This window comes from Kitasatospora sp. NPDC004614 (assembly GCF_042873675.1).
Taxonomy (GTDB): domain Bacteria; phylum Actinomycetota; class Actinomycetes; order Streptomycetales; family Streptomycetaceae; genus Kitasatospora.
The window spans coordinates 14,458-37,187 of record NZ_JBIALR010000015.1 but is presented as its reverse complement, the minus strand read 5'-3'; the positions used below and the strand labels follow the sequence as shown (position 1 = coordinate 37,187).

Below are 22,730 nucleotides of genomic sequence, written 5' to 3'. Positions count from 1 at the left end.
CGGCCGGGCCGGGGCGGAAAAAAAGCAGGCCGGGCCGGCCACCCCGAAGGGTGGCCGGCCCGGCCGGAAGAGCACCTCTCAGAGAGAGGAGAAAGTCACTTGACGGTGACCTTGGCGCCAGCGCCCTCGAGCTGAGCCTTCGCCTTCTCGGCGACGTCCTTGGCAACCTTCTCCAGGACCTTGGCACCAGCGGTGTCAACGAGGTCCTTGGCCTCCTTCAGGCCGAGGGAGGTCAGGGCGCGCACCTCCTTGATGACCTGGATCTTCTTGTCGCCGGCACCATCGAGGATGACGTCGAACTCGTCCTGCTCCTCGACGGCCTCAGCGGCAACCGGGCCACCGGCGGCGGCAACGGCGACCGGGGCGGCGGCGGTGACGTCGAACTTGTCCTCGAACGCCTTGACGAACTCGGAGAGCTCGATCAGGGTCATGCCCTCGAACTCGGCAAGCAGTTCGTCGGTGCTGAGCTTCGCCATGATTGGCGTCCTTCCACTAATTCGGCAGGTGCCGGATGTACGGATTGGCGGGCGTACTTGCGGGCCCGCTGGGACGGGGAGTAGTTACTCCGCGTCCTCGGCGGGAGCCGGAGTACCGGCACCGCCCTGCTCGACCTTCTCGCGCAGCGCTTCCACGGTGCGAACGAGCTTGGACGGGAGCGCCTGGAAGACCGCAGCAGCCTGGGACGGCTTGGCCTTCATCGCACCCGCCAGCTTGGCGAGCAGCACCTCGCGGGACTCGAGGTCCGCGAGCTTCTTGATCTCATCGGCGGACAGCGCCTTACCGTCAAGGACACCGCCCTTGATGATGAGAGCAGGGTTCTCCTTGGCGAAGTCACGCAGAGCCTTCGCCGACTCCACCGGGTCACCGGTGACGAAGGCGACAGCCGTCGGGCCGGCGAACAGGTCGTCCAGCTCGGAGATCCCGGCCTCATTGGCCGCGATCTTGGTCAGCGTGTTCTTCACCACGGCGTAATCGGCGTTGCCGGTGAGCGAGCGACGCAGCGTCTTGAGCTGCTTCACCGTGAGACCGCGGTACTCGGTCAGAACGGCGGCGCTGGAAGCACGGAACTTGTCCGTGATCTCGGCGACGTCGGCAGCCTTGTCGGGCCTGGCCATAGGCTTACGCCTCCTTCCGTGATGTCGAAGTCGGGCCGACCTTCGAGAAGTCGACCATTCAACGCCGCGGACGCCCGGGACAACGAAAAAGCCCCGGCGCGCAGGCGCACGGGGCTTGCCACAACCTCGACGAACCGTGGAACGGTTCGGAGATCTTGTCTGCTCCATAACCTGCGCGGGCGACCCGCACGAGGCGGATCCTTCGGCACCGGCCACCCTCTCGGGCAGACGGCAACAACCAGCGGTCTTTGGCTCGCCCAGCTTAACGGGACGATCCGCGAATCCCCAAATCCGGCAAACCGCTACGGGAACAGCGGCAGGCCGGCGCCGGACTCCGGGGCGATGTCCGCCTCGGCGGGGCCCTGCACCGAGATCGCGGAGCTGCCGTACTCGCTGTAGCCGATGGTGTCCACCTCGGCGGCGGCGCGGCGCAGCTGGACCACTTGGTCGTGGTCGTTGAGCCACAGGTCGAGCACCACCTCGCCGGGGCCGAGCGCGGTCTCCAGGGCCTGTCGCCGGTCCTGGTCGAGCTGGGTCTGCGCGGCGGCGTACTGGGCGGCGGTCAGGGTGACCCGGTAGTGCTGGACGGTGGTCTCCAGCAGCTTCTCCTCGCCGAGCAGCACCGGGCTGTCGGCGGCGGCCGCGGCGGTGGTGGCGACCACCGGGCTGATCCGGTCGATCAGCGCGGAGTAGGGGCAGTGGGTGCCGCCCGAGTACTTCTCCCAGTGCGGGCCGCCGAGCCTGGCGGCGGTCTGCGGGTCGCCGCCCACGTAGGCGGAGGTGTCCAGCACCATCAGCCGCCGGGCGTCCCCGTCGCCCCGGTACTGCAGCACCGTCTTCGGCGCCCAGAACACCGCGCCCTTGGCGTGCGCCTCCCCCAGGACGGCCCGGAACTCGCCCCGCCGGGCCTCGCGCAGCGCCAGCTGGGCGGAGAGCAGCACCCCGTGCGGGGAGCGGTCGGTGGGGGTGGCCTGGGCGCTGGTCTGGGACGGGGTGGCGGGCCGCGCGGAGCTGTCGCCCGGGCTCGAGCCGGTGCAGCCGCTCACCGCGGCCAGCAGCAGGGCGGCCCCGAGCAGGGCCGCGGTCGTTCGCACGCGTGCCGTCATCGGTCCCTCCTTCCGGCCGTCCGTTCCGCTCCCCCACCTTGTCACGCGTCCCGTCCGGCCCGGCGGCGACCCCGGGCCGGACGGGACCGGGATCGCTACTTCAGCACATCCTCCAGCGAGAAGACCTCGGAGTCGGCCGGGGCCTTGGTCGGCTGGACGCTGCCGAGGTCGCTGTAGACGATCTTGGAGAAGCCGGTCGCCGAGCCGGTGTCGGACTGCTGGACGAGCTCGTTCTTGGCGTTGATCCAGAACTCGGCGGCAACCGTTGAGCCCTTCTTCTTCAGTTCGTCCAGCACCTGGGTCTTCACCTCCGGCTTCAGCTGCAGCTTCTCGACCAGGGCGTCCACCGGGATGTCGCTGCGGTAGTGCTTGCAGAACTGACCCTCCACCGTCTCGGTGCCGGACTGGGTCGCGGTCGGCGCGGCAACGGCCAACTGCACGGCCGGGTCCATCAGCTCCAGGCTGGCGGCCTTGCTGATGCCGCCACTCTCGCCCGGCGCGCCCTGGGCGTCGTCCTTCGGGTCGATCTTCATCCAGGTCTTGCCGCCGGCCGCCTTGGCCAGGCTTTCCCCGGCACTGACGTACATCACGTCGCCGACGAAGAGGACCTTGGCTTCCTGGCCGTCGCTCTTGGTGTTGAGCAGGAAGGACTTCGGCGCCTTCCAGACGAACTCGCCGGTGCCTGCGTCCTTGCCGGTGACGGCCAGCTTTGCGCTGCCGGCCTTCTCCATCACCGCGGCCGAGGCGAGCAGCGTCTCCTTGGCGCCGAGCTGCGCACCACCCTTGCCGGCCGCAGCACCGTCGGAGGCGGTCGAACCCGGCTTGGCGTCGGCGGTGCTGCTGCCCGACCCGGAGCTGCCACAAGCGGTCAGCAGACCTGCGGCCAGGCAGGTCACGGCAACGGTACGCAGTGCGCGCACGAGAGTCCCCCTCTAATCTGATTCTCATTCAAAAGGCCATCGGACTCTATCCGATGGCCTTTCGGGCGCGCGCGACCAATTAACGGCACCGGGCCCGCACCCCCGAAGAGGGGTGCGGGCCCGGTGAGTTGACCGCGTGGGGAACTGACCTGAGGTCAGACCGCCGCCGGGTCCTCCTCGACGAGGAGGTTACGGGTGCGGTTCGGGTCCACCTGGATGCCGGGGCCCATGGTGGTGGAGAAGGCGATCTTCTTGATGTAGCGGCCCTTGGCGGCGGACGGCTTGGCCCGGAGGACCTCGTCCAGCGCCGCGGCGTAGTTCTCGACCAGCTGCTCGTCCGAGAACGAGGACTTGCCGATGATCAGGTGCAGGTTCGAGTGCTTGTCGACGCGGAACTCGATCTTGCCGCCCTTGATCTCGTTGACGGCCTTGGCGACGTCCGGGGTCACGGTGCCGGTCTTCGGGTTCGGCATCAGGCCACGGGGACCGAGCACGCGGCCCAGGCGGCCGACCTTGCCCATGAGGTCCGGGGTGGCGACGACGGCGTCGAAGTCCAGACGACCCTTGGCCACCTCGTCGATCAGCTCGTCCGAGCCGACGATGTCGGCACCCGCGGCACGCGCGGCCTCGGCACGCTCACCGTTCGCGAAGACCAGGACCCGGGCGGTCTTACCGGTGCCGTGCGGGAGGATGACGGTGCTGCGGACCATCTGGTCGGCCTTGCGCGGGTCGACACCCAGGCGCATGGCAACCTCGACGGTGCCGTCGAACTTGGTGGTGGAGGTCGCCTTGGCGAGGCGGACGGCCTCGAGCGGGGCGTAGATCCGGGTGCGGTCGACCTGGGCGTCCGCGGCCTTGAGGGCCTTGCTGCGCTTCACTGCTGCTCCTAGTAACTAATGGAGTTCGTGGTATTCACGGGCCGCGCTGGCCCTACCACGGTGGACGTACGGGCTGATCAGCCCTCGACGGTGACGCCCATCGACCGGGCGGTGCCGGCGATGATCTTCTCCGCGGCGTCCAGGTCGTTGGCGTTCAGGTCGGGCATCTTGGTGGTGGCGATCTCGCGCACCTGGGCCGAGGTCAGCTTGGCGACCTTGGTCTTGTGCGGCTCCTTGGAGCCCTTGTCGATGCCCGCGGCCTTCAGGATGAGGCGCGCAGCCGGCGGGGTCTTCGTGACGAAGGTGAAGGAACGGTCGTCGTAGACCGTGATCTCCACCGGCACGATCATGCCGCGCTGCGACTCGGTGGCCGCGTTGTACGCCTTGCAGAATTCCATGATGTTGACGCCGTGCTGACCCAGCGCGGGGCCGACCGGCGGCGCCGGGTTGGCCGCGCCGGCGTTGATCTGGAGCTTGATAAGCCCCGTGACCTTCTTCTTCTTGGGAGGCATGTCTCTCCGGGTCCTTCCGAGAGGTGAGTGCTGGTGGTACCCGGCACCGGGGCGAAACCCGGATGCCAGGACACACATCGGACCAGGCTAACCGCTGATGCGGCGCTGGACCAAAACGGTGCCGGGGCGGAGGCTTCCGCCCCGCCCCGGCACCGGTGACCTGTGGGTCAGTTCTTCTGGATCTGGTCGAAGGAGAGCTCGACCGGGGTCTCCCGGCCGAAGATCTCCACCAGGCCCTTGACCTTCTTCGAGTCGGGGTTGATCTCGTTGATGGTCGCCTGCAGGGTGGCGAACGGACCGTCGGTGACGGTGACCGAGTCGCCGACCTCGAAGTCCAGCACCTGGACCTCGACCGGGCGCACCGGCGAAGCCTTGCCGGCTTCCTTGGCGGCGGCGCGCTCCACGTCGGGGGCGAGCATCTTGACGACCTCGTCCAGGGTCAGCGGGTACGGGTCGTAGGCGTTGCCGACGAAGCCGGTGACACCGGGGGTGTTGCGCACGACGCCCCAGGACTCGGGGGTGAGGTCCATGCGCACCAGCACGTAGCCGGGGAGCTTGTTCTGCCGGATGGTCTTGCGGTCGCCGTTCTTGATCTGGACGACCTCCTCCTGCGGAACCTGGGACTCGAAGATGTAGTCCTCGACGTTCAGCGAGACGGAGCGCTGCTCCAGGTTCTGCTTCACCCGGTTCTCGTAGCCGGCGTAGGTGTGGATGACGTACCACTCGCCCGGGGCGCGGCGCAGCTGCTCGCGGAACTCGGCGACGGGGTCGGACTCGACCTCCTCGACGACCAGAGCCTCTTCGTCGGCGGCCTCGTCGGCGGCCTCGTCGGCGGCCTCGTCGTCCACCTCGTGCACGGCCTCGACCTCGGCCGGCTCGCCCGCCTCGGCGTCGGCGGCCTCGACCTCGTCCTCGTCGCCGTCCACGCCGTCAACGATCTCCTCAGCGGACTCGGCTTCGGCAGCAGCCTCGGCCGCGTCCAGCTCGGCGGCGACATCCGCCTCGCGGACGGTCTCGTCGGCGTCGTACAGGGGGGACTCAGACACGGTCGCTGCTTCTTTCCTGGTTGTGGAACGGATACCTCAACAGTACCGACTCAACGGTAGTCGCCCGTGAGCGTTCGCGCCGACAGCTCGACCCGGGCCGAGGGATTCGGCCCGGGTCGGGGTGAAGTATCGGTGCGGAATCCGCGGGGATCCCGGTTTCGGGTCGGACTGATCGGGCGTCAGCCGAAGAGCCAGAAGGCTCCCTTGGCGAAGACCCAGTCGAGACCGGCGACCAGCAGCATCAGCACGATCACGAAGGTCACCACGACGGTGGTGTACTGGATCAGCTGGCTGCGGGTGGGCCAGACGACCTTGCGCAGTTCGGCGATGATCTGGCGGTAGAAGATGCCCATCCGCGCGAACAGGCCCTTCTTGGCCCGCTTGCCGGACTTCTTGCCACCCTCGCCGCCGGCCTTGTTGGCACGCCGACGCTCACGCCGCGACAGCTTGCCGTCCGCGGTGGTCTCGTCCGCCGCGTCGGCCCCCTCGGGGTTGCCGCTCTCAGGCGTTGCGGTGGAGCCCGTGGTCTCCGTCACTCGTCCTCACCTGAATCCGGGTCCTGCGGAGCTACCGTGCCTGTTGCACGGGCGATCCGGCGAAAGCAGTGCTGGGCGGGGCCTTCTCCGCATCAAGCCCGCTCGCTCTTCGGAGCGAACGGGCTTGGCACGAGTCGAGCTGCAGGGCACGAGGGACTCGAACCCCCAACCGCCGGTTTTGGAGACCGGTGCTCTACCAATTGAGCTAGTGCCCTTCGGAACCCTGCGGCTCCGTCGTGGCCCCCAACCTACCGTATCCACCCGGCCGTGTGGTGTACCCGGCCGAAGGATCCGCACTTGGGAGCCGTCGAGCAGTGAGTGTACGGGTTCTTCGCCGATTGGTCGAACCTCATTCACCGCGGCCCGCGCGGCGGCGTCACCCGGTCGGCCTCACGGCGTCACCCGATCGGCGGCAGCGTACGGATGCTGGAACGCGCCGGTACGCATGGTGGAACCGCGATGCCCGAGGCCTGTGCGGTCTGGGACCATGCAAGACATGAGCGCACCCACCCCCGAGAACGTCCCCCCCGCGAGCCGCCGGGTCTCCGCCCGGGTCGGCGCCATCGCCGAGTCGGCCACCCTCGCGGTCGACGCCAAGGCCAAGGCCCTCAAGGCGGCCGGCCGTCCGGTGATCGGCTTCGGCGCCGGCGAGCCCGACTTCCCGACCCCCGGCTACATCGTGGACGCGGCCGTCGCTGCCTGCCAGGACCCGGCCAACCACCGCTACACCCCGGCCGGCGGCCTGCCGGAGCTGAAGGCCGCGATCGCCGCCAAGACGCTGCGCGACTCCGGCTACCAGGTGGACGCCTCGCAGGTGCTGGTGACCAACGGCGGCAAGCAGGCGATCTACAACGCCTTCGCCGCGATCCTCGACCCGGGCGACGAGGTGATCATCCCGGCCCCGTACTGGACCACCTACCCGGAGGCCGTGAAGCTGGCCGGCGGCACCCCGGTCGAGGTCGTCGCGGACGAGACCACCGGCTACAAGGTCTCGGTGGCGCAGCTGGAGGCCGCCCGCACCGCGAACACCAAGGTGGTGCTGTTCGTCTCGCCGTCCAACCCGACCGGCGCGGTGTACACCGAGGCCGAGGCCGAGGCGATCGGCCGCTGGGCGCTGGAGCACGGCCTGTGGGTGCTCACCGACGAGATCTACGAGCACCTGGTGTACGGCGACGCGAAGTTCACCTCGCTGCCGGCCCTGCTGCCCGAGCTGGCCGACAAGTGCATCGTGGTCAACGGCGTGGCGAAGACCTACGCGATGACCGGCTGGCGGGTGGGCTGGCTGATCGCCCCCAAGGACGTGGTGGCCGCCGCCACCAACCTGCAGTCGCACGCCACCTCCAACGTCTCCAACGTGGCGCAGCGCGCCGCGCTGGCGGCCGTGTCCGGCGACCTGTCCGCGGTGGACGAGATGAAGACCGCGTTCGACCGCCGCCGCCGCACCGTCGTGGCGATGCTGAACGAGATCGAGGGCGTGTACTGCCCCGAGCCCGAGGGCGCGTTCTACGCCTACCCGTCGGTCAAGTCGCTGCTGGGCAAGGAGATCCGCGGCAAGCGCCCGCAGACCTCCGCCGAGCTGGCCACGCTGATCCTGGAGGAGGCCGAGGTCGCGGTCGTCCCCGGCGAGGCCTTCGGCACCCCGGGCTACCTGCGGCTGTCCTACGCGCTGGGCGACGCCGACCTGGTCGAGGGCGTCAGCCGGATGCAGAAGCTGCTGGCCGAGGCCCGCGCCTGACCCGTCCGGGCTTCGACCGCCCCTCGCACCTCACCCGTTCGGGCGACGTGCGGGGGGCGGTTCCGGTTTCGGCGGGTTATGCGGCAGGATCGGTGAATGGATCGCCTGCGTGATGTCCGGAGCCTCCCGAAGGCTCATCTCCACCTGCACTTCACCGGTTCGATGCGCCCCGCGACGCTGCTCGAACTCGCCGACAAGCACGGCGTTCGGCTGCCCGAGGCGCTCAGTTCGGGCCATCCGCCGAAACTGCGGGCGACCGACGAACGCGGCTGGTTCCGGTTCCAGCGCCTGTACGACACCGCGCGCTCCTGCCTGCGCGACGAGTCCGACATCCGCCGGCTGGTCCGGGAGACCGCCGAGGACGAGCGCGCCGACGGCTCCCGCTGGCTGGAGATCCAGGTCGACCCGACCTCGTACGCGCCGCTGCTGGGTGGGCTGACCCCCACCCTGGAGCTGATCCTGGACGCCGTCCGGGAGGCCTCCGAGGCCACCGGGGTGGGCATCCGGGTGCTGGTCGCGGCGAACCGGATGAAGTCGCCGATGGACGCCCGCACGCTGGCCCGGCTGGCCGTCCGGTACACCGACCAGGGCGTCATCGGCTTCGGCCTGTCGAACGACGAACGGCGGGGCCTGGCACGGGACTTCGACCGCGCGTTCGCGATCGCCCGGAGCGGCGGGCTGCTGGCCGCGCCGCACGGCGGGGAGCTGGCCGGGCCGGGTTCGGTCCGCGACTGCCTGGACGACCTGGGCGCCGGCCGGATCGGCCACGGCGTGCGGGCCGCCGAGGACCCGCGGCTGCTGCAGCGGCTCGCCGACCGGCAGGTCACCTGCGAGGTCTGCCCGGCGTCGAACGTCGCGCTCGGCGTCTACGAGCGACCCGAGGACGTCCCGCTGCGCACCCTGTTCGAGGCCGGGGTGCCGCTGGCGCTGGGCGCCGACGACCCGCTGCTGTTCGGTTCCCGGCTGGCCGACCAGTACACCCTGGCCCGTGAGTCGCACGAGTTCACCGACGCCGAACTGGCCGAGCTGGCCCGGCAGTCGATCCGGTCGTCGCGGGCCCCCGAGCACATCGCCAAGGAGCTGCTGGCGGACGTCGACGCCTGGCTGGTCGAGGAGCCGGCCCCCGCCGAGGCGGTTCCGGTTTCGCTCTAGAGGCTGACGCCGACCATCACCGGTTCGTTGACCAGGTCCACCCCGAAGGCCGCCCGCACGCCGTCCCGCACCTCGCGGGCGAGTGCGAGCAGGTCCTCGGTGGTGGCCGAGCCGCGGTTGGTGAGGGCCAGGGTGTGCTTGGTGGAGAGCGTGGCCGGGCCGGTGCCGTGGCCCTTGCGGAAGCCCGCGTTGTCGATCAGCCAGGCCGCCGAGGTCTTGGTGCGGCCGTCACCGGCCGGGTAGTTGGGGGCCCGAAGTTCACCCAATCGGGCGGTGAAGTCGGCGAACTGAGTGTCCGTCAGGATCGGGTTGGTGAAGAAGGAGCCCGCCGACCAGGTGTCGTGGTCGGCGGGGTCGAGCACCATGCCCTTGCCGGCCCGCAGCCGCAGCACCTCGGTGTGCGCCTCGGCGAGCTTCACCCGCTGCCCGGCCTCGACGCCGAGCGAGCGGGCCACCTCCGCGTACTTCACCGGGGAGGACAGCCCGCCCTCGTCGGCGAGCCGGAAGCGGACCCGCAGCACCACGTACCGGTCCGGGTCGGCCTTGAAGCGGCTGTGCCGGTAGGAGAAGGCGCAGTCGGCGCCCGCCAGCGTCACCGTTTCGCCGAGCAGGCGGTCGTAGGCGACCACCTCGGTGATGGTCTCGGCGACCTCCTGGCCGTACGCGCCGACGTTCTGCACCGGGGTCGCGCCCGCGGAGCCGGGGATGCCGGCCAGGAACTCGATGCCGGCCAGTCCGGCGTCGACGGTGCGGGCCACCGCGTCCGACCAGACCTCGCCGGCCGCGAGTTCCAGCAGCGTGCCGTCCAGCGTGAAGCCGGTGGTGGCGATCCGCAGGACGGTGCCGGGGAAGCCGGCGTCGGAGATCACCAGGTTGGAGCCGCCACCGATCACCAGCAGCGGCTCCCCGGCCCGGTCGGCCGCACGGACCGCGGCGACCACCTCGGCGTCCGTCTCGGCCGTCACCAGCCGGCGGGCGGGGCCGCCGAGGCGCAGCGTCGTCAGCGGGGCCAGCGGTGCGTCCATCTGCTCAATCACCGCCCCAGCGTAACCGCCACCCGCCCGAGGGGATCAGGAGCGGCCGGCGGCGGCCAGCGGCGGGAGGTCGCCGGCCCCGGCCGGGGCGGCGGCGCGCATGCCGTGCCGGCGCGGGACGAAGGACGCGGCCACCGATCCGGCGGCGACCACGGCGGCGCCGACCATCAGCGCGGGGGCCACGCCGTCAGTGAAGGCGGCGGCGCTGCCGTAGCCGCCCTGCGCGGAGAACACGGCGGACAGCACGGCCACCCCGAGCGCCCCGCCGACCTCGCGCATCGCGTTGTTGGCGCCGGAGGCGATGCCCTGCTCGGCGGGGCGGACGCTTGCCATCACCAGGCTCGCGGTGGGCGCGAAGTACAGCGACATGCCGATGCCGCAGACCCCAGGCAAGGGGCCCGGAGCCCCCGGGCGCCCTGGCACCCGGGGGGGTGAGCCTCAGCCCAGCCGGACCACGGCCCGGGCCATGCCCAGGACCTTCTGGCCCTCGCTGGTCGCCACCAGATCCACCCGCACCCGGTTGTCGTCCAGCAGCACCGCGACCTTGCCGGTGACCTCGATCACCGCGCCCACGCCGTCGTTCGGGACGACCACCGGCTTGGTGAACCGGACGCCGTACTCGACCACCGCGGCCGGGTCGCCGACCCAGTCGGTGACCACCCGGACGGCCTCGGCCATGGTGAACATGCCGTGCGCGATCACGTCCGGCAGGCCGACCTCGCGGGCGAACTTCTCGTTCCAGTGGATCGGGTTGAAGTCCCCCGACGCCCCCGCGTACTGGACCAGCGTGGCCCGGGTCACCGGGAACGACTGGGCCGGCAGCTCGGCGCCGACCTGGACCTCGTCAAAGCGGACCGCCACGGTCACTCCTCCCCGGCTTCGTCGGCGGCACGGGCCACCAGCGTCATGATCGACGTCACCACGTGCTCGCCACTGGCGTCGTGCACCTCGCCGCGGACCGTCAACACGTCGTTGCCCGCCAGCGACTTGATCGCGTCGATGGAGATCGTCACCGAGAGCCGGTCACCGGCCCGGGCGGGGCGGGAGTACACGAACTTCTGGTCGCCGTGCACCACCCGGCTGTAGTCCAGACCCAGCTCCGGGTCGTTCACCACCTGCGCCGCGGCCTGGAAGGACAGCATGAACGGGAAGGTCGGCGGGGCGATCACGTCCGGGTGGCCGAGCGACTTGGCCGCCTCGGCGTCCGTGTACGCCGGGTTCGCGTCGCCGATCGCGGCGGCGAACTCGCGGATCTTCTCCCGGCCGAGCTCGTACGGCGGGGTGGGCGGGTAGGTCCGCCCGATGAACGAGGGGTCGAGCGGCATGGGCAACTCCTCTGGTGGTCCGTCAGGGCGGTCAGGCCGTCAGGTTCGCTATGCAGAAATGACTCCAGGCCGCGCCCCGTAACGGGGTGCGGCCTGGAGTCGAGGCAAAGTCAGCGGGTCTCGCGGTGCGCCGTGTGCGAGTTGCAACGCGGGCAGTGCTTCTTCATCTCAAGACGGTCCGGGTCGTTGCGCCGGTTCTTCTTGGTGATGTAGTTCCGCTCCTTGCACTCCACGCAGGCCAGCGTGATCTTCGGGCGGACGTCAGTGGCAGCCACGGGAGTGCCTTCCTGGGACAACGAATAAGAACACAGACAAGAGTAGCCGATCGGGAGTTGAACCCCCCGATCGACTACGCGGGGTAGCGGTGACCGGACTTGAACCGGTGACACAGCGATTATGAGCCGCTTGCTCTACCAACTGAGCTACACCGCTTTGATGAACGAAACCTCACCGAGGCGAGGAGCCTTTCACCAGAGCCCCCATGCGGAATCGAACCGCAGACCTTCTCCTTACCATGGAGACGCTCTACCGACTGAGCTATAGGGGCGAACGAGGAAGAGATTACACGGTTCCGGGCCAGAGGTGAAATCCGTATCCGCAGCCGATCTCCGCAGGTCGAAGGGGCCGCACTGACGGCCCGTCGCCCGACACCCGTTCGAGCCCGCCGCAACCGGAACCGGCCCTCCGCGACCGCCCCCTCCCACGACACGGGCGGCGGCCCGCATCCGAGCGTCCCGGCCGGGCGCCGCCTAGGCTCGACCGTCAGTGACCTCTCGCGGGTGCGCCGCAGACCGGCCCCGCAACCGGGCCCCCGGGCCGCCGGGCGGTCAACCGGACTGGAGGAGCGGGCCGATGAGCGAACGCAGCGAGGGCGCCCAGCCGCCGCCGGCCGCCAACCCGCTCGGACACGGGCCGGTACTGCTGCTCACCGGGGCCCGGCTGATCGACGGCCGGGTGGTGGACGTCCGGATCAGCGGGGACCGGATCCAGGCCGTCGGCACCGTCGGCAGCCTCGGACCGCTGCCCGCGATGCCCGGCCGCCCCACCGTAACCACCGGCGCCCGCATCGACCTCTCCGGCTACCTGCTGCTGCCCGCCCCCGCCGAACCGCACAGCCACTACGACGACGCGTTCTCCGCCGCCCTGCCCGCCCCTCCCCCGGACGCGCCCGCCGACCTGGTCCGCCGCGTCACCGAGGCCGCACTCACCTCGCTCGGCTACGGGGCCACCGCCCAGCGCACCCACGTCCGGATCGGCGACGTGCACGGACTCGGACGGCTGGAGGCCGTCCTCACCGCCCGGCAGTCACTGCGCGGACTCGCCGAACTCCAGGCCGTCGCCATGCCCCGGCTGCTCACCGGCCTGGCCGGCGCCGACGGCCGGGCCCAGCTGCGCGAGGCGCTCAAACTCGGCGCGGACGCGGCCGGCGGCTGCCCCGACCTCGACCCCGACCCGATCGGCTACGTCCAGGTCCTGCTGTCCGCCGCCACCGAGGCCGACTGCCCCGTCGACCTGCACACCGACGCCGCCGACCGCACCCAGCTCGCCCGCCTCGTCGCCGCCCTGGCCCCGCACCGGCCCCGGGTCACCCTCGGCCCGTGCAGCGCGCTGCCACCCGGCGGCTCCACCGTGCTCGCCAACTCCGGCATGCGGGTCGCCTGCCTCCCGCAGAACGGCGGCTGCACCGGCCTCGAAGCCCCCCCGACCGGCCTGCACCCCTCCCTGCTGCGCGAATTGGCCCACGCCCGGGTCGCCCTCACTGCCGGCGCCGGCAGCCTGCGCGACGCCGCCAACCCCGTCGGCCGGGCCGACCCGCTCGAAACCGCCCGACTCCTCGCCGCGGGCGGCGCACTCTCCCCCGAAGCCGCCTACGACGCCGTCTCCACTCAGGCCCGCGCCACCCTCGGCCTGCTCCCCGTCCGGGTCGACGCCGGCTTCCCCGCCGAACTCCTCGCCGTCCGCGGCGACAGCCTGGTCGGCGCCTTCGCCGGCGGCCACTCCCGCCTGGTCGTCCACTGCGGCCGGGTGGTCTCCCGCACCAGCGCCGTCCGCGAGTTCGCCGACACCGTGGCCCTCGCCCTGCCCCGCCAGAACCACCCGGGCTAACGGAGGACGTACCCCGGATACCGCCGCTGCTCCCCCGACGGATGCTCGACCACCAGGGCATCCGGCTTCGTCCAGAACTTGCAGCCCGCCGGGATGAACACCGGGCGCTCCAACCAGAACCAGCCGATCCGCCGGACCAACAGCATCCGCGGCGTGACCGGCCGGTACTCAAGAAATTCCATGCCGCCCATGCTCCTGGGCCCGGCCCCACCCCCGCCAACGAAACAGCCCCCGCTCTGCGTTTCCGCAGATCGGGGGCTGTTTCACTATCCAGTGGCTGGTGCAGGGTTCGAACCTGCGTAGCTTGCGCGACAGATTTACAGTCTGCTCCCTTTGGCCGCTCGGGCAACCAGCCAGGGATGGTGTCTCGCGGAGCACTGCCCCGTTCGACGTCGTAAACGATACCCGATGTTGGGGGGTGGTCTGCCACTCGTTTCGTCACATGATGATCAAGGTCAGGACGCGAGCTGTTGCGGGCGGGCGCGCGGGGGGCTGGATAGGCTGGGGCGTCGCCCGCCAGTGGCGGGTGGCGCAGACCGTGCAGCCAGTAGTTCAAGGAGACCAACACCCATGGCCGACTCCAGTTTCGACATCGTCTCGAAGGTCGAGTGGCAGGAGGTCGACAACGCGATCAACCAGACCTCCCGCGAGATCGCCACCCGCTTCGACTTCAAGAACGTGGGCGCCGAGATCAAGCGGACCGGCGAGAAGATCGAGATGAAGGCCAACGGCGAGGAGCGGGTCCGGGCGATCCTGGACGTGCTGCAGACCAAGTTCGTGAAGCGCGGACTGTCGCTGAAGGCGCTGGACGCGGCGGAGCCGCACCTGTCCGGCAAGGAGTACAAGATCTTCGCCGACATCAAGGAGGGCATCACCACCGAGGATGCCAAGAAGGTGGCGAAGATCATCCGCGACGAGGGCCCCAAGGGCGTCAAGGCCCAGGTCCAGGGCGACGAGCTGCGGGTCACCTCGAAGTCGCGCGACGACCTGCAGGCCGTGCAGACCCTGCTGAAGGGCAAGGACCTGGAGTTCGCACTGCAGTTCGTCAACTACCGCTGACGCAACGGCGGTAGGGCCGGCACTCCGGCACGGGAGGGCGCACCGGGAACGGTGCGCCCTCCGGCGTTCCGGGGCCGATCTGCCCCGGGACCGGATTGCCGCGGTCCGGCTCGGCTGGGCGGGCGTGCCAGCGATCTGCCAGTGGTTCGGCAGCGGGGTGCGGGAGTGTTCCGGGTGCTGGGCGGGATGCTGCGACCGAGGGGCGCGGGCGACCGGCCGGTCGGTGGAGGGAGGACGTTCGGATGGCTCGTCGTGGGCGTGTTGCGTGGCGGTTGGGGGCGGGGGCCGCGGTGGCCGCGCTGTTGGGGGCGACGGCTCCGGCCGAGGCGGTGGCGGCGACGGTGCCGCGGCTGGCGTGGGCGGCGTGCGCGGAGGGTTTCGAGTGCGCGACCGCCCGGGTGCCGGTGGACTACCGGGATCCGCGCGGGGCCGGGCTCGACCTGGCCGTCATCCGGCATCCGGCGGGCGATCCGGCACACCGGATCGGGTCGCTGTTCTACAACCCGGGCGGACCGGCCGTGCCCGGCACGATGGCGCTGCCGCTGGTGCTCGACCGGTTCCCGGAGGAGGTGCGGGAGCGCTTCGACATCGTCAGCTTCGACCCGCGCGGCAGCGGCGGCAGCGCGCCCGTCCAGTGCTTCGACAACCCGGCGGACGAGCAGGCGCTGCTGGCCGGCACCGCCGTCGGCTACCCGGAGGGCCCCGAGCAGCAGCGGGCCTGGGTGGACGCGTACCGGCAGCTGGGCCGGCAGTGCGCGTCCCGGCCTCTGGTGTCGCACCTGTCGACCGCGAACACCGCCCGGGACCTGGACCTGCTCCGCCGGGCCGTGGGTGACCGGGACCTCAGCTACCTGGGCACCTCGTACGGCAGCTACCTGGGTGCCACGTACGCCAACCTGTTCCCCGACCGGGTGCGCGCCATGGTGCTGGACAGCGGCCCCGACCCGGTGGCCTGGTCCACCGGGCGCGACGGGCAGGCCGCCACCATGGGTCCGCTGCTGCGCAATCGCAGCGACGTCGCCGCCGCCCGGGCGCTGGACGCCTTCCTCGACGACTGCGGCCAGGCCGGCCCCGCCGGGTGCGCGTTCTCCGCCGGGACGGCCGCCGCCACCCGGGCCCGGTACGACGAACTGCTGACCCGACTGCGCGCCCGGCCGGCGGTGCTCGACGGCACCACGTTCACCGAGGCCGTAGCAGTGGAGACGACGATCATCCACTTGTACGCCGCGGCGCCCGTCCCCGGCATCCCCGGCACCGGCTGGGCGCAGCTCGGCACGAAGCTCCAGACGCTGTGGGCGGCGACCGACGCGCCCACCGGGCCGCTGCCGCCCGCTGTCCACCCGTCGCCGGACCAGGCGCTGGCGGTGGTGTGCGCGGACAGCGCCACCCCGTCGGCCACCGCCGACCCGGCGAGGACGGCGGCGCTGGCCCGGGCCAGGTCGGGTGCGCTCGGCCCGTGGTTCGCCTGGACGGACGAGCGCTGCACCGGCTGGCCTGCCCCGGACCGCGACCGGTACGACGGCCCGTGGAACCGCCGGACGGCCCGGCCGGTCCTGGTGGTGGCGAACACCGGCGACCCCGCGATGCCGTACGAGGGTTCGCGCGCACTGGCCCGCTCGCTCGACCGGGCCACCCTGCTGACGGTGAACGGCTTCGGCCACACCGTGCTGGCCAACCCGAGCGACTGCGCGGCCCGGCACGAGGCCCGCTACCTGGTCGACGGCACCCTGCCGGCGGCGGGGACGGTGTGCGCGCCGAACCGGGGGCCGTTCGAGCAGGGCTGAGCGGCCGTCGGCCCAAGTGAGGCCGGCGAGGCCGGCGAGGGCGGGACGAGAGGGGCGGCCCCGCTCCGAGCCGGGCCGCCCCTCTCGTCCCGCCCTCAGTCGCCGTCCAGCGCCGCCGCCTCCGGGTCGGTGAGGTTCAGCCCGGCGTCCCAGGCGGCCCGGAAGGCGGTGTCCCCGAGGGCGGTGGCGCAGGCGTCCAGGACGGTGCGGAGTTCGGGGTCGCCGGCGTCGTGGCCGCCGCGGAGGGCGTAGGCGGCGGCGAGGGTGGTGGTGGCGCGGGTGGGGGCGGCGAGGGCGAGGTGGTGTTCGGCGCAGCCTTCCAGGACGTCGGCGCGGACGGGGCGGTCCTGGCTGGTGGTGGCGAGTTCGAGTGCGCGCCGGTGCATGAGGGCGGCGGTGGCCGGGTCGGCGAGGCGCTGGTGGGTGCGGGCCAGGCTGGTGTGCAGGAGGGCGAGCAGGTGGAGGTGGGTGGGGCCGGTCGCGGGGAGTTGTTCGAGTCGGTGCAGGGTGGCTCGTTGGGTGGTCAGGGCGGTGGTCAAGTCGCCGGTGCGGCGGGCGAGTTCGCCGAGTGCGTAGTGGGCGGCGGCTGCCAGGTGCGGGTCGCGGGCGTGTTCGGCGGCGGCGCGGGCGCGTTCCAGGTCGGCCCGGGCGGCGGCGGGGTCACCGTTGCGGGCGCGGAGGCGGCCGGACAGCAGCAGGGTCAGTGGCGCTTCGCCGGGGCCGCCGGTCTCGGCGTCCAGGGCTGCGGCTTCGTCGAGTGCGCCGAGCGCTTCTTCGGCGGCGCCGGTGACGGCCAGCAGCGCGGCCAGCGTGACCAGGGCCATGGCGTGGCCCCAGCGGTCGCCGAGGGTGCGGAAACCGTCGACGGCGGTGCGCAGGCAGGCCTCGGCGGGGTCGATCCGGCCGGCGCTCAACTCGACGCGTCCGAGCACCAGTTGGGCGGTGGACCGGGTCCACGCGTCGGGGTGTTCGCGGTACTCCCGCGCGGTTGCGGCGAGCGCGTCCGGCGGCCCGGCAAGGGCGAGCAGCAGGGCGGCGGCAAGGGCGACGGGGTGGTCGGCGTGCCGGGCGGTGGCGAGTGCCGCACCGAACGCCTCGGGCGCCGGAGGCGTCCCGGACTCCCTTAGCGGGGCGGTGAGTTGGGCGAGGATCACGCACCGGGCGTGCTGCTGTTCCAGGCCGGGCGGCGGCGTTGCGCCGTGGGCGGCGAGTACGGCCACGGTCCGTTCGCCGGCTTCGTGGGCGCGGCCGCGCATCAGCCAGGGCCAGGCGCGGGCGGCCGCCAGCCGGAGGGCGTGGTCGGGCGGGCCGGCGGCGACGGCGCGGCGGAGTGCGGCGTCGAGGTTGTCCTGTTCGGTGTCGAGCCGGGCGAGTCGGTCGAGTTGGCGGTCGGTCCGCAGCAGGGGTTCGGCGTGTTCGGCGAGGTCGAGGAAGCAGCGCAGGTGGGCGGCGGCGGTGCGGTCGTGTTCGCCAGCCTCGGCGAGACGTTCGGCGGCGTAGGCGCGGACGGTCTCCAGCAGGCGGTAGCGCGGCGGCCCGGTCTCCGAACCGGCGCTCACCAGCAGGGACTTGTCGGCGAGTGCGGTCAGCAGGTCCTCGACGGCGGTGGGGTCGGGGTCCGGTCCGGTGGGCCAGTGCGCGGCGCAGACGGTGTGGGCGTCGCGGAGGACGGCTCCGGCGGCGAAGACGGAGAGCCGGCGCAGCAGGACGCGTTCGTCGGGGTCGAGCAGGTCCCAGCTCCAGTCGATGACGGCGCGCAGGGTGCGGTGCCGATCGGGGGCGGTGCGCGGGCCGCGGTCGAGCAGGCGGAGGCGGTCGTGCAGGCGGGCCGCGATCCGGTCGGGGGTGAGGGCGCGGAGCCGGGCGGCGGCGAGTTCGAGGGCCAGCGGGAGGCCGTCGAGTTCCCGGCAGATCCGGACCACCGGTTCGACGGTGTCCTGGTCGAGGGCGAATCCGGGCCGGGCGGCGGCCGCTCGTTCGGCGAACAGGGCGACGGCGGGGTGGGCGAGGGCCTGCTCCGGGGTGCTGCCGGGTTCGGGGACGGCGAGCGGCGGCACCGGCCAGAGTGTCTCGCCGGGGACGCCGAGGGGTTCGCGGCTGGTGGCGAGCACGGTGAGCCGGGGGGCGGCCGCCAGCAGGCGGTGGGCGAGGTGGGCGGCGTCCGCGATCAGGTGTTCGCAGTTGTCGAGGACGAGCAGGACGTCGCGGCCGTCCAGCGCGCGGACGATCCGTTCCAGCGGGTCGCCGGGCTGCTCGCCGGTGGGGAGGCCGCCGGTGAGCGCCCCGGCGTCGGCGGGGCGCAGCGCGGCCAGTACGGCCCGGGCGGGCCCGTCGGGGCCTTCGGCGCCGGCGAGTTCGGCGAGCCGGACGTCCGCCGCGACCCCCGTGGTGGCGGCGAGGGCGAGGCGGGTCTTGCCGACGCCGCCCGGTCCGGTGAGGGTCACCAGGCGGGAGCGGCGCAGCCGGTCCCGGACGGCCGCCAGGTCGGCGTCGCGGCCGATCAGCGCGGTGAGCGGGCCGGGCAGCGCGGGGCGGCCCACCGGCGCGGGGCGGCCCGCCGGGGCGGGGCGCGGAGCGGGCGGCCGGGTGCCTGCCAGGACGTGCAGGTGGGCGTCGCGCAGTTCGTCGGACGGGTCGGTGCCGAGCTCTCCGGCCAGCGCCTGCCGGGTGCGGTCGAACACCTCCAGCGCGTCGGCGCCCTGGCCGTTGGCGTGCAGGGCGCGGATCAGCCGGGCGGCGGTCCGTTCGCGCAGCGGGTGGGCGACGCGCTGCGCGGTGAGTTCGGCGACCAGCCGGGGCAGGGTGTCGGCCCGGCCGAGGGCGAGCAGGGCGTCGGCGCGGTCCTCGGTGGCGGCGAGCCGCAGTTCGGTGAGCCGGGCGGCGGGGGCGGCGGCGAATCCGGCGGCTTCGGCGTCGGCGAACGGTGCGCCGCGCCAGAGTTCCAGGGCGCGGCTCAACTCGTCGGCGGCGCGGGCGGGTTCGCCTGCGGCGAGGGCGGCCCGGCCGGTGGCGGCGCGCTGTTCGAAGTCCCAGGCGTCGACGTGGCCGCGGGGCAGGTCGAGCAGGTATCCGGCGGGGTGCGAGCCGATGGCGGTGCGGTCCGGGCCGAGGGTGCGGCGCAGCCGGGAGACCAGTGACTGCACGGCGCCGGCCGGTTCGTCGGGCGGGGTGTCGCCCCAGAGGTCGTCGACCAGCCGTTCGCGGGTGACCACCCGCCCGGGGTCGAGGGACAGCCGGATCAGCAGCAGCCGCAGCCGGGTTCCGCCGAGTCCCGGCGCCGGCCCGTCGTCGGGCACCACGTGGAGCGGTCCCAGCACGTTGATCCGCACCTTGCCAGCTCCCCGTCCGTCCGATCGCCGGTGATCATTCTCGCGCCGTCCGGTCGGGCGCCGCACGGCGGGGCAGGGGCCGGACGCCGGGTCAGTTCCCGGGCGGGGCGGGGTTCTCGAGCGTGGCGCGGCAGAGGGCGTCGAGGGCGTCGGCGAGCTCCTGCAGGCCGGTGGCGGGTGCGCCGAGGTCGTGGAGGATGCGGGCGAGCGGGGCGCCGTCGGCGGGGGTGAGCGGGCCGAGGGTGATGCGGCCGTCGTACCAGAGGGCGGCGCGCCGGCCGGTGGGGTGTTCGGCGTCGATCTCGGCGAAGGCGATCGGTGCGGCCTTGGACCAGCCCGCGATCCGCATCGCGAATCCGGAGGGGAATCGCTTGAAGTCGTAGTCGGGCGCGGTGGACGGCTGCTGGAGCGCGTGGTGGAGTTCGTCCGTCATCGGGATGAGCGCCAGCCCGTGGGGCAGGCGGGCGACCCGCGCGATCGGGAGCTCGGCCGCCACGACGGTGATCAGCTCATCGGTGGCGATCAGGGCGTTCAGTTCGTATGGCACCTCCCCATTCTCCGCCCGAAAAGTCATCAGGTCTGGAAAACAATCGAACTGGCTATCCATCGGATATACCGGACATGCACCGATCAAGTACCCCCACCCGCCGACGGGGTGCGGCAGAGTGGTCCGGGTGACCCGCACTCCCCCGCCCCGCCCGACCGCCGAACAGCTCGCCGCCGCCCAGGACACCACCATCCCCGACGTCGCCGCGCCGGGCCTGAGGGTGCTGTTCTGCGGCATCAACCCGGGCCTGTGGTCGGGCGCCACCGGCCACCACTTCGCCCGCCCCGGCAACCGTTTCTGGCCGGCCCTGCACCGGTCCGGCTTCACCCCGCGGCAGTTGGGGCCCGAGGAACAGGACGAACTGCTCGCGCTCGGACTGGGCATCACCAACGTGGTGGCCCGGACCACCGCGAAGGCCGCCGAACTGGCCGCCGAGGAGTACCGGGCGGGCGGCGAGGCGCTGGCCGCCCGGGTACTCCGCCTGCGGCCGCGCGCGCTGGCGGTGCTCGGCATCGGCGCGTACCGGGCCGCGTTCGGACGGCCGAAGGCGGCGGTCGGCCGGCAGCCGGAGACCATCGGCGACACCGAGGTCTGGCTGCTGCCGAACCCGAGCGGGCTGAACGCGCACTACACGCTGGACGGGATCGCCGCCGAGTTCCGCACCCTGCGCGAGCACCTGGAGGCGTCAACCGCCCAGTAGCGCCCGCTCGAAGCGCTCGCGTTCACGCACCACGTACGCGGCGTCCGACAGGTACATCAGGTGGTGCCCGTCGGCCAGGTGCGAGGCGAACGCGGCGCTGCCGGCGGCGGCCTCGGCCCGCATGTGGCCGACCAGCGCGTGCAGCCGGGCCTCGACGGCGTCCACCAGCCCAGCCCGCCCGGCCGCGTCCAGCCCGTACGCGTCGCAGAACTCCCGGGCCCGGGCGGCCTGTTCGTCGGGCGTGCCGAAACCGTCGGCGTTCCCGGGCGCGGTGGTGGGGGCCCAGCGGTAGACCGCGTACGCGACGTCCCACAGCCGGGGGCCGGGATGCGCGGTGTCGAAGTCGATGACGCCGACCACCCGTTCGCCGTCCAGCACGCAGTTGTGCGGGGCGTAGTCGCCGTGGCAGATCACCTCGGCGGGCTCGCGGGCGGGCAGCATCCAGCCGTCGGCCGCGTAGCCGGCGGTGGCGTCGTGGTAGGCGCGCAGCACCCGGGCCGCGGTGAGCAGCGCGGTGCGGGAGGCGGCGGCGGGTGTGGCCGGATAGTCGGAGACCTCGCCGGACAGGAAGTCGAGGATCTCCCGCCCGTCGGCCGTCAGCCCGTGGAACCGGGGCGCCGCGGTGAACCCATTCGCCCTCAGGTGCCCGAGCAGCCCGTGCACGGCCGGCGACCACGGCCCGGTCGGCCGCAGCACCCGCTCCCCGATCCGCTCCACCTGGTTGACGCCACCGGCCAGGATCTCGCTGTCCGCCACGCGCCCGCTCCTCCGTCAGCCGTCAAGGACCGGACGTTTCTACCCCGGCCCCGGGCGGCCGCCAACCGCATTTCCGGTCAGCGCGCGCCGAACCCGTGGTCGGAGCTGACCACCTCGCGGCCGAGCGGGGTGAGCGAGATCGGCACCATCTTGAGGTTCGCCCAGCCGAACGGGATGCCGATGACCGACAGGAACAGCGGGATCGAGGTGACGATGTGACCGAGCGCCAGCCACCACCCAGCGAACACCAGCCAGATCACGTTCCCCACGCAGGACGGCGCGCCGACGTCGGGCCGCACCACGGTGGTCCGGCCGAACGGCCACAGCATGAAGCCGGCCAGCCGGAAGGACGCGATGCCGAACGGGATGGTGACGATCAGGACGAAGCAGATGACCCCGGCGAGGGCGTACCCGATCGCCATCCACAGGCCGCAGAACAGCAGCCAGATGACGTTGAGCAGGAAGTTGATCAGCTTCATGCCTCCAGCGTGCCACGCCCTGGCCCGGCTGGGGAGCCGGTGCGGCGCCGTTGTGGCAGGGGTGTGACGATGCGGCCGCCCGTCTGCGGCCAATGTCCACCGTTTCCCGCTTTCGGTCGCTGTTCGACCGACTACCCCCGGCATTGCGCAGCTGATTCGATCAGGCTCTGATAACAAGTGTTCAGATCTCGCCACAATTCACCCCATCAGGGAATGGCGCGCCGCGCCACCCGGCGTGAATCATTTCTTTCGCCCGAGCCGCGCAATTTCGCGCGGGATTGCGCAGGCCGCTCACCGGAGCCCCCGGCCGGACAGCCGGGGGCTCCGACGGCGGCCCCATCAACAGGAGGTGCTTGGTATGAGCGAGTACACCAGCGGCATGGCGGCAGACCTGATCGAGGCAGCGACGCCCTGGGTCAAGGCCAGGCGCAGCTCGAACGTCGGCCAGTGCGTGGAGATGCGCAAGATGGACGACGGCCGGGTGGCCGTCCGGCACAGCCTGGACCCGTCGGGGCCGGCGCTGATCTTCAGCGTCCACGAGATCGCCGCATACCTTGATGGGGCGCGTAACGGCGAATTCGATCACATGGCCATCTAATCGCACTAGCTGG

The 22,730-nt window shown here is 72.3% G+C and carries 24 protein-coding genes, 4 tRNA genes and 1 pseudogene; 7 read left to right on the top strand and 22 right to left on the bottom strand.

Going from position 1 to position 22,730, the window contains the following annotated elements:
* Positions 1-95: 95 nt before the first annotated feature.
* The 9 genes from rplL to ACFYST_RS26520 form a co-directional block, all read right to left on the bottom strand.
* A complete protein-coding gene (gene rplL, locus ACFYST_RS26560) occupies positions 96-476 on the bottom strand; it encodes a 50S ribosomal protein L7/L12 (protein ID WP_387644403.1) in 381 nt (126 codons plus the stop codon).
* An 84-nt stretch (positions 477-560) separates the two neighbouring features.
* The gene (gene rplJ / locus ACFYST_RS26555) at positions 561-1,115 is read right to left on the bottom strand and encodes a 50S ribosomal protein L10 (protein ID WP_073807895.1); all 555 of its coding nucleotides are present in this window, start codon (positions 1,113-1,115) and stop codon (positions 561-563) included.
* Between the two features lie 302 nt (positions 1,116-1,417).
* The gene (locus ACFYST_RS26550) at positions 1,418-2,221 is read right to left on the bottom strand and encodes a hypothetical protein (RefSeq protein ID WP_387865960.1); all 804 of its coding nucleotides are present in this window, start codon (positions 2,219-2,221) and stop codon (positions 1,418-1,420) included.
* Positions 2,222-2,316: 95 nt separating this feature from the next.
* Positions 2,317-3,141 carry a hypothetical protein gene (locus ACFYST_RS26545; RefSeq protein WP_387865957.1) on the bottom strand — a complete coding sequence of 275 codons (825 nt, stop codon included), beginning with the start codon at positions 3,139-3,141 and terminating at the stop codon, positions 2,317-2,319.
* Positions 3,142-3,296: 155 nt separating this feature from the next.
* The gene (gene rplA / locus ACFYST_RS26540) at positions 3,297-4,019 is read right to left on the bottom strand and encodes a 50S ribosomal protein L1 (protein WP_043914633.1); all 723 of its coding nucleotides are present in this window, start codon (positions 4,017-4,019) and stop codon (positions 3,297-3,299) included.
* Positions 4,020-4,096: 77 nt separating this feature from the next.
* Entirely contained in the window at positions 4,097-4,531 is a 435-nt protein-coding gene (gene rplK, locus ACFYST_RS26535) for a 50S ribosomal protein L11 (RefSeq protein ID WP_387644395.1), read from the bottom strand.
* A gap of 167 nt (positions 4,532-4,698) precedes the next feature.
* Positions 4,699-5,577, bottom strand: coding sequence for a transcription termination/antitermination protein NusG (gene nusG / locus ACFYST_RS26530; protein WP_387865956.1), 879 nt, complete (start codon positions 5,575-5,577; stop codon positions 4,699-4,701).
* A gap of 179 nt (positions 5,578-5,756) precedes the next feature.
* Positions 5,757-6,113, bottom strand: a complete 357-nt coding sequence (gene secE, locus ACFYST_RS26525) for a preprotein translocase subunit SecE (RefSeq protein ID WP_387644389.1) — start codon at positions 6,111-6,113, stop codon at positions 5,757-5,759.
* Positions 6,114-6,255: 142 nt separating this feature from the next.
* A tRNA-Trp gene (locus tag ACFYST_RS26520) sits at positions 6,256-6,328 on the bottom strand.
* Between the two features lie 281 nt (positions 6,329-6,609).
* On the opposite strand from ACFYST_RS26520, the gene ACFYST_RS26515 reads away from it, so the two are divergent.
* On the top strand, positions 6,610-7,848 hold the full coding sequence (locus ACFYST_RS26515; RefSeq protein WP_387865953.1) for a pyridoxal phosphate-dependent aminotransferase: 1,239 nt from the start codon (positions 6,610-6,612) through the stop codon (positions 7,846-7,848).
* A gap of 96 nt (positions 7,849-7,944) precedes the next feature.
* Complete coding sequence (locus ACFYST_RS26510) at positions 7,945-9,000, top strand: adenosine deaminase (protein WP_387865950.1); 1,056 nt, start codon at positions 7,945-7,947, stop codon at positions 8,998-9,000.
* Here ACFYST_RS26510 and ACFYST_RS26505 read toward each other — a convergent pair.
* From ACFYST_RS26505 to ACFYST_RS26475, 7 genes and pseudogenes are all read right to left on the bottom strand, one after another.
* Positions 8,997-10,037, bottom strand: coding sequence for a UDP-N-acetylmuramate dehydrogenase (locus ACFYST_RS26505; RefSeq protein WP_387644381.1), 1,041 nt, complete (start codon positions 10,035-10,037; stop codon positions 8,997-8,999). The two genes, ACFYST_RS26510 and ACFYST_RS26505, sit on opposite strands and share 4 nt — an antisense overlap.
* Positions 10,038-10,070: 33 nt before the next feature.
* Positions 10,071-10,427, bottom strand: a pseudogene (locus ACFYST_RS26500) (MFS transporter); the annotation flags it as partial.
* Positions 10,428-10,472: 45 nt separating this feature from the next.
* The gene (locus ACFYST_RS26495; RefSeq protein ID WP_387865947.1) at positions 10,473-10,901 is read right to left on the bottom strand and encodes a MaoC family dehydratase; all 429 of its coding nucleotides are present in this window, start codon (positions 10,899-10,901) and stop codon (positions 10,473-10,475) included.
* Positions 10,898-11,359: a MaoC family dehydratase N-terminal domain-containing protein gene (locus ACFYST_RS26490; protein ID WP_387644376.1), complete on the bottom strand. Its 462-nt coding sequence runs from the start codon at positions 11,357-11,359 to the stop codon at positions 10,898-10,900. Before ACFYST_RS26490 ends, ACFYST_RS26495 begins: the two co-directional genes overlap by 4 nt.
* A gap of 110 nt (positions 11,360-11,469) precedes the next feature.
* Positions 11,470-11,634 carry a 50S ribosomal protein L33 gene (rpmG, locus tag ACFYST_RS26485; RefSeq protein ID WP_006604855.1) on the bottom strand — a complete coding sequence of 55 codons (165 nt, stop codon included), beginning with the start codon at positions 11,632-11,634 and terminating at the stop codon, positions 11,470-11,472.
* A gap of 84 nt (positions 11,635-11,718) precedes the next feature.
* Positions 11,719-11,791, bottom strand: a tRNA-Met gene (locus ACFYST_RS26480).
* Positions 11,792-11,833: 42 nt separating this feature from the next.
* Positions 11,834-11,906: transfer RNA gene (locus ACFYST_RS26475), tRNA-Thr, on the bottom strand.
* Positions 11,907-12,211: 305 nt separating this feature from the next.
* Here ACFYST_RS26475 and ACFYST_RS26470 point away from each other — a divergent pair.
* Positions 12,212-13,465 carry a hydrolase gene (locus ACFYST_RS26470; RefSeq protein ID WP_387644374.1) on the top strand — a complete coding sequence of 418 codons (1,254 nt, stop codon included), beginning with the start codon at positions 12,212-12,214 and terminating at the stop codon, positions 13,463-13,465.
* Here ACFYST_RS26470 and ACFYST_RS26465 read toward each other — a convergent pair.
* Positions 13,462-13,647 carry a hypothetical protein gene (locus ACFYST_RS26465; protein ID WP_387644371.1) on the bottom strand — a complete coding sequence of 62 codons (186 nt, stop codon included), beginning with the start codon at positions 13,645-13,647 and terminating at the stop codon, positions 13,462-13,464. The two genes, ACFYST_RS26470 and ACFYST_RS26465, sit on opposite strands and share 4 nt — an antisense overlap.
* 92 nt (positions 13,648-13,739) lie before the next feature.
* Positions 13,740-13,820, bottom strand: a tRNA-Tyr gene (locus ACFYST_RS26460).
* 215 nt (positions 13,821-14,035) lie between these two features.
* On the opposite strand from ACFYST_RS26460, the gene ACFYST_RS26455 reads away from it, so the two are divergent.
* Together ACFYST_RS26455 and ACFYST_RS26450 are read left to right on the top strand one after the other, a co-directional pair.
* Positions 14,036-14,524, top strand: coding sequence for a YajQ family cyclic di-GMP-binding protein (locus tag ACFYST_RS26455; RefSeq protein ID WP_387644368.1), 489 nt, complete (start codon positions 14,036-14,038; stop codon positions 14,522-14,524).
* A gap of 242 nt (positions 14,525-14,766) precedes the next feature.
* Positions 14,767-16,308 (top strand): alpha/beta hydrolase, encoded by a 1,542-nt coding sequence (locus ACFYST_RS26450; RefSeq protein ID WP_387865945.1) that lies wholly within the window; start codon positions 14,767-14,769, stop codon positions 16,306-16,308.
* Between the two features lie 95 nt (positions 16,309-16,403).
* On the opposite strand, the gene ACFYST_RS26445 is transcribed toward ACFYST_RS26450, so the two are convergent.
* Positions 16,404-19,625 (bottom strand): BTAD domain-containing putative transcriptional regulator, encoded by a 3,222-nt coding sequence (locus tag ACFYST_RS26445; protein WP_387865943.1) that lies wholly within the window; start codon positions 19,623-19,625, stop codon positions 16,404-16,406.
* Between the two features lie 103 nt (positions 19,626-19,728).
* Entirely contained in the window at positions 19,729-20,184 is a 456-nt protein-coding gene (locus ACFYST_RS26440) for a hypothetical protein (RefSeq protein WP_387865940.1), read from the bottom strand.
* Between the two features lie 127 nt (positions 20,185-20,311).
* Here ACFYST_RS26440 and mug point away from each other — a divergent pair, with 127 nt between their 5' ends.
* Positions 20,312-20,884 carry a G/U mismatch-specific DNA glycosylase gene (gene mug / locus ACFYST_RS26435; RefSeq protein WP_387865938.1) on the top strand — a complete coding sequence of 191 codons (573 nt, stop codon included), beginning with the start codon at positions 20,312-20,314 and terminating at the stop codon, positions 20,882-20,884.
* Here the strand turns inward: mug and ACFYST_RS26430 are convergent.
* On the bottom strand, positions 20,870-21,640 hold the full coding sequence (locus ACFYST_RS26430; RefSeq protein ID WP_387865935.1) for a phosphotransferase: 771 nt from the start codon (positions 21,638-21,640) through the stop codon (positions 20,870-20,872). The genes mug and ACFYST_RS26430 overlap by 15 nt on opposite strands.
* A 77-nt stretch (positions 21,641-21,717) precedes the next feature.
* Entirely contained in the window at positions 21,718-22,119 is a 402-nt protein-coding gene (locus ACFYST_RS26425) for a YccF domain-containing protein (protein ID WP_387644351.1), read from the bottom strand.
* Positions 22,120-22,477: 358 nt separating this feature from the next.
* On the opposite strand from ACFYST_RS26425, the gene ACFYST_RS26420 reads away from it, so the two are divergent.
* Positions 22,478-22,717 carry a DUF397 domain-containing protein gene (locus ACFYST_RS26420; RefSeq protein ID WP_387865932.1) on the top strand — a complete coding sequence of 80 codons (240 nt, stop codon included), beginning with the start codon at positions 22,478-22,480 and terminating at the stop codon, positions 22,715-22,717.
* The last annotated feature ends 13 nt before the right edge of the window (positions 22,718-22,730 follow it).

Coding starts and splice junctions, on each gene's coding strand:
- rplL (WP_387644403.1), bottom strand. CDS start 476: ATGGCGAAGCTCAGCACCGACGAACTGCTTGCCGAGTTCGAGGGCATG.
- rplJ (WP_073807895.1), bottom strand. CDS start 1,115: ATGGCCAGGCCCGACAAGGCTGCCGACGTCGCCGAGATCACGGACAAG.
- ACFYST_RS26550 (WP_387865960.1), bottom strand. CDS start 2,221: ATGACGGCACGCGTGCGAACGACCGCGGCCCTGCTCGGGGCCGCCCTG.
- rplK (WP_387644395.1), bottom strand. CDS start 4,531: ATGCCTCCCAAGAAGAAGAAGGTCACGGGGCTTATCAAGCTCCAGATC.
- ACFYST_RS26515 (WP_387865953.1), top strand. CDS start 6,610: ATGAGCGCACCCACCCCCGAGAACGTCCCCCCCGCGAGCCGCCGGGTC.
- ACFYST_RS26510 (WP_387865950.1), top strand. CDS start 7,945: ATGGATCGCCTGCGTGATGTCCGGAGCCTCCCGAAGGCTCATCTCCAC.
- ACFYST_RS26490 (WP_387644376.1), bottom strand. CDS start 11,359: ATGCCGCTCGACCCCTCGTTCATCGGGCGGACCTACCCGCCCACCCCG.
- ACFYST_RS26470 (WP_387644374.1), top strand. CDS start 12,212: ATGAGCGAACGCAGCGAGGGCGCCCAGCCGCCGCCGGCCGCCAACCCG.
- ACFYST_RS26465 (WP_387644371.1), bottom strand. CDS start 13,647: ATGGAATTTCTTGAGTACCGGCCGGTCACGCCGCGGATGCTGTTGGTC.
- ACFYST_RS26455 (WP_387644368.1), top strand. CDS start 14,036: ATGGCCGACTCCAGTTTCGACATCGTCTCGAAGGTCGAGTGGCAGGAG.
- ACFYST_RS26450 (WP_387865945.1), top strand. CDS start 14,767: ATGGCTCGTCGTGGGCGTGTTGCGTGGCGGTTGGGGGCGGGGGCCGCG.
- ACFYST_RS26425 (WP_387644351.1), bottom strand. CDS start 22,119: ATGAAGCTGATCAACTTCCTGCTCAACGTCATCTGGCTGCTGTTCTGC.
- ACFYST_RS26420 (WP_387865932.1), top strand. CDS start 22,478: ATGAGCGAGTACACCAGCGGCATGGCGGCAGACCTGATCGAGGCAGCG.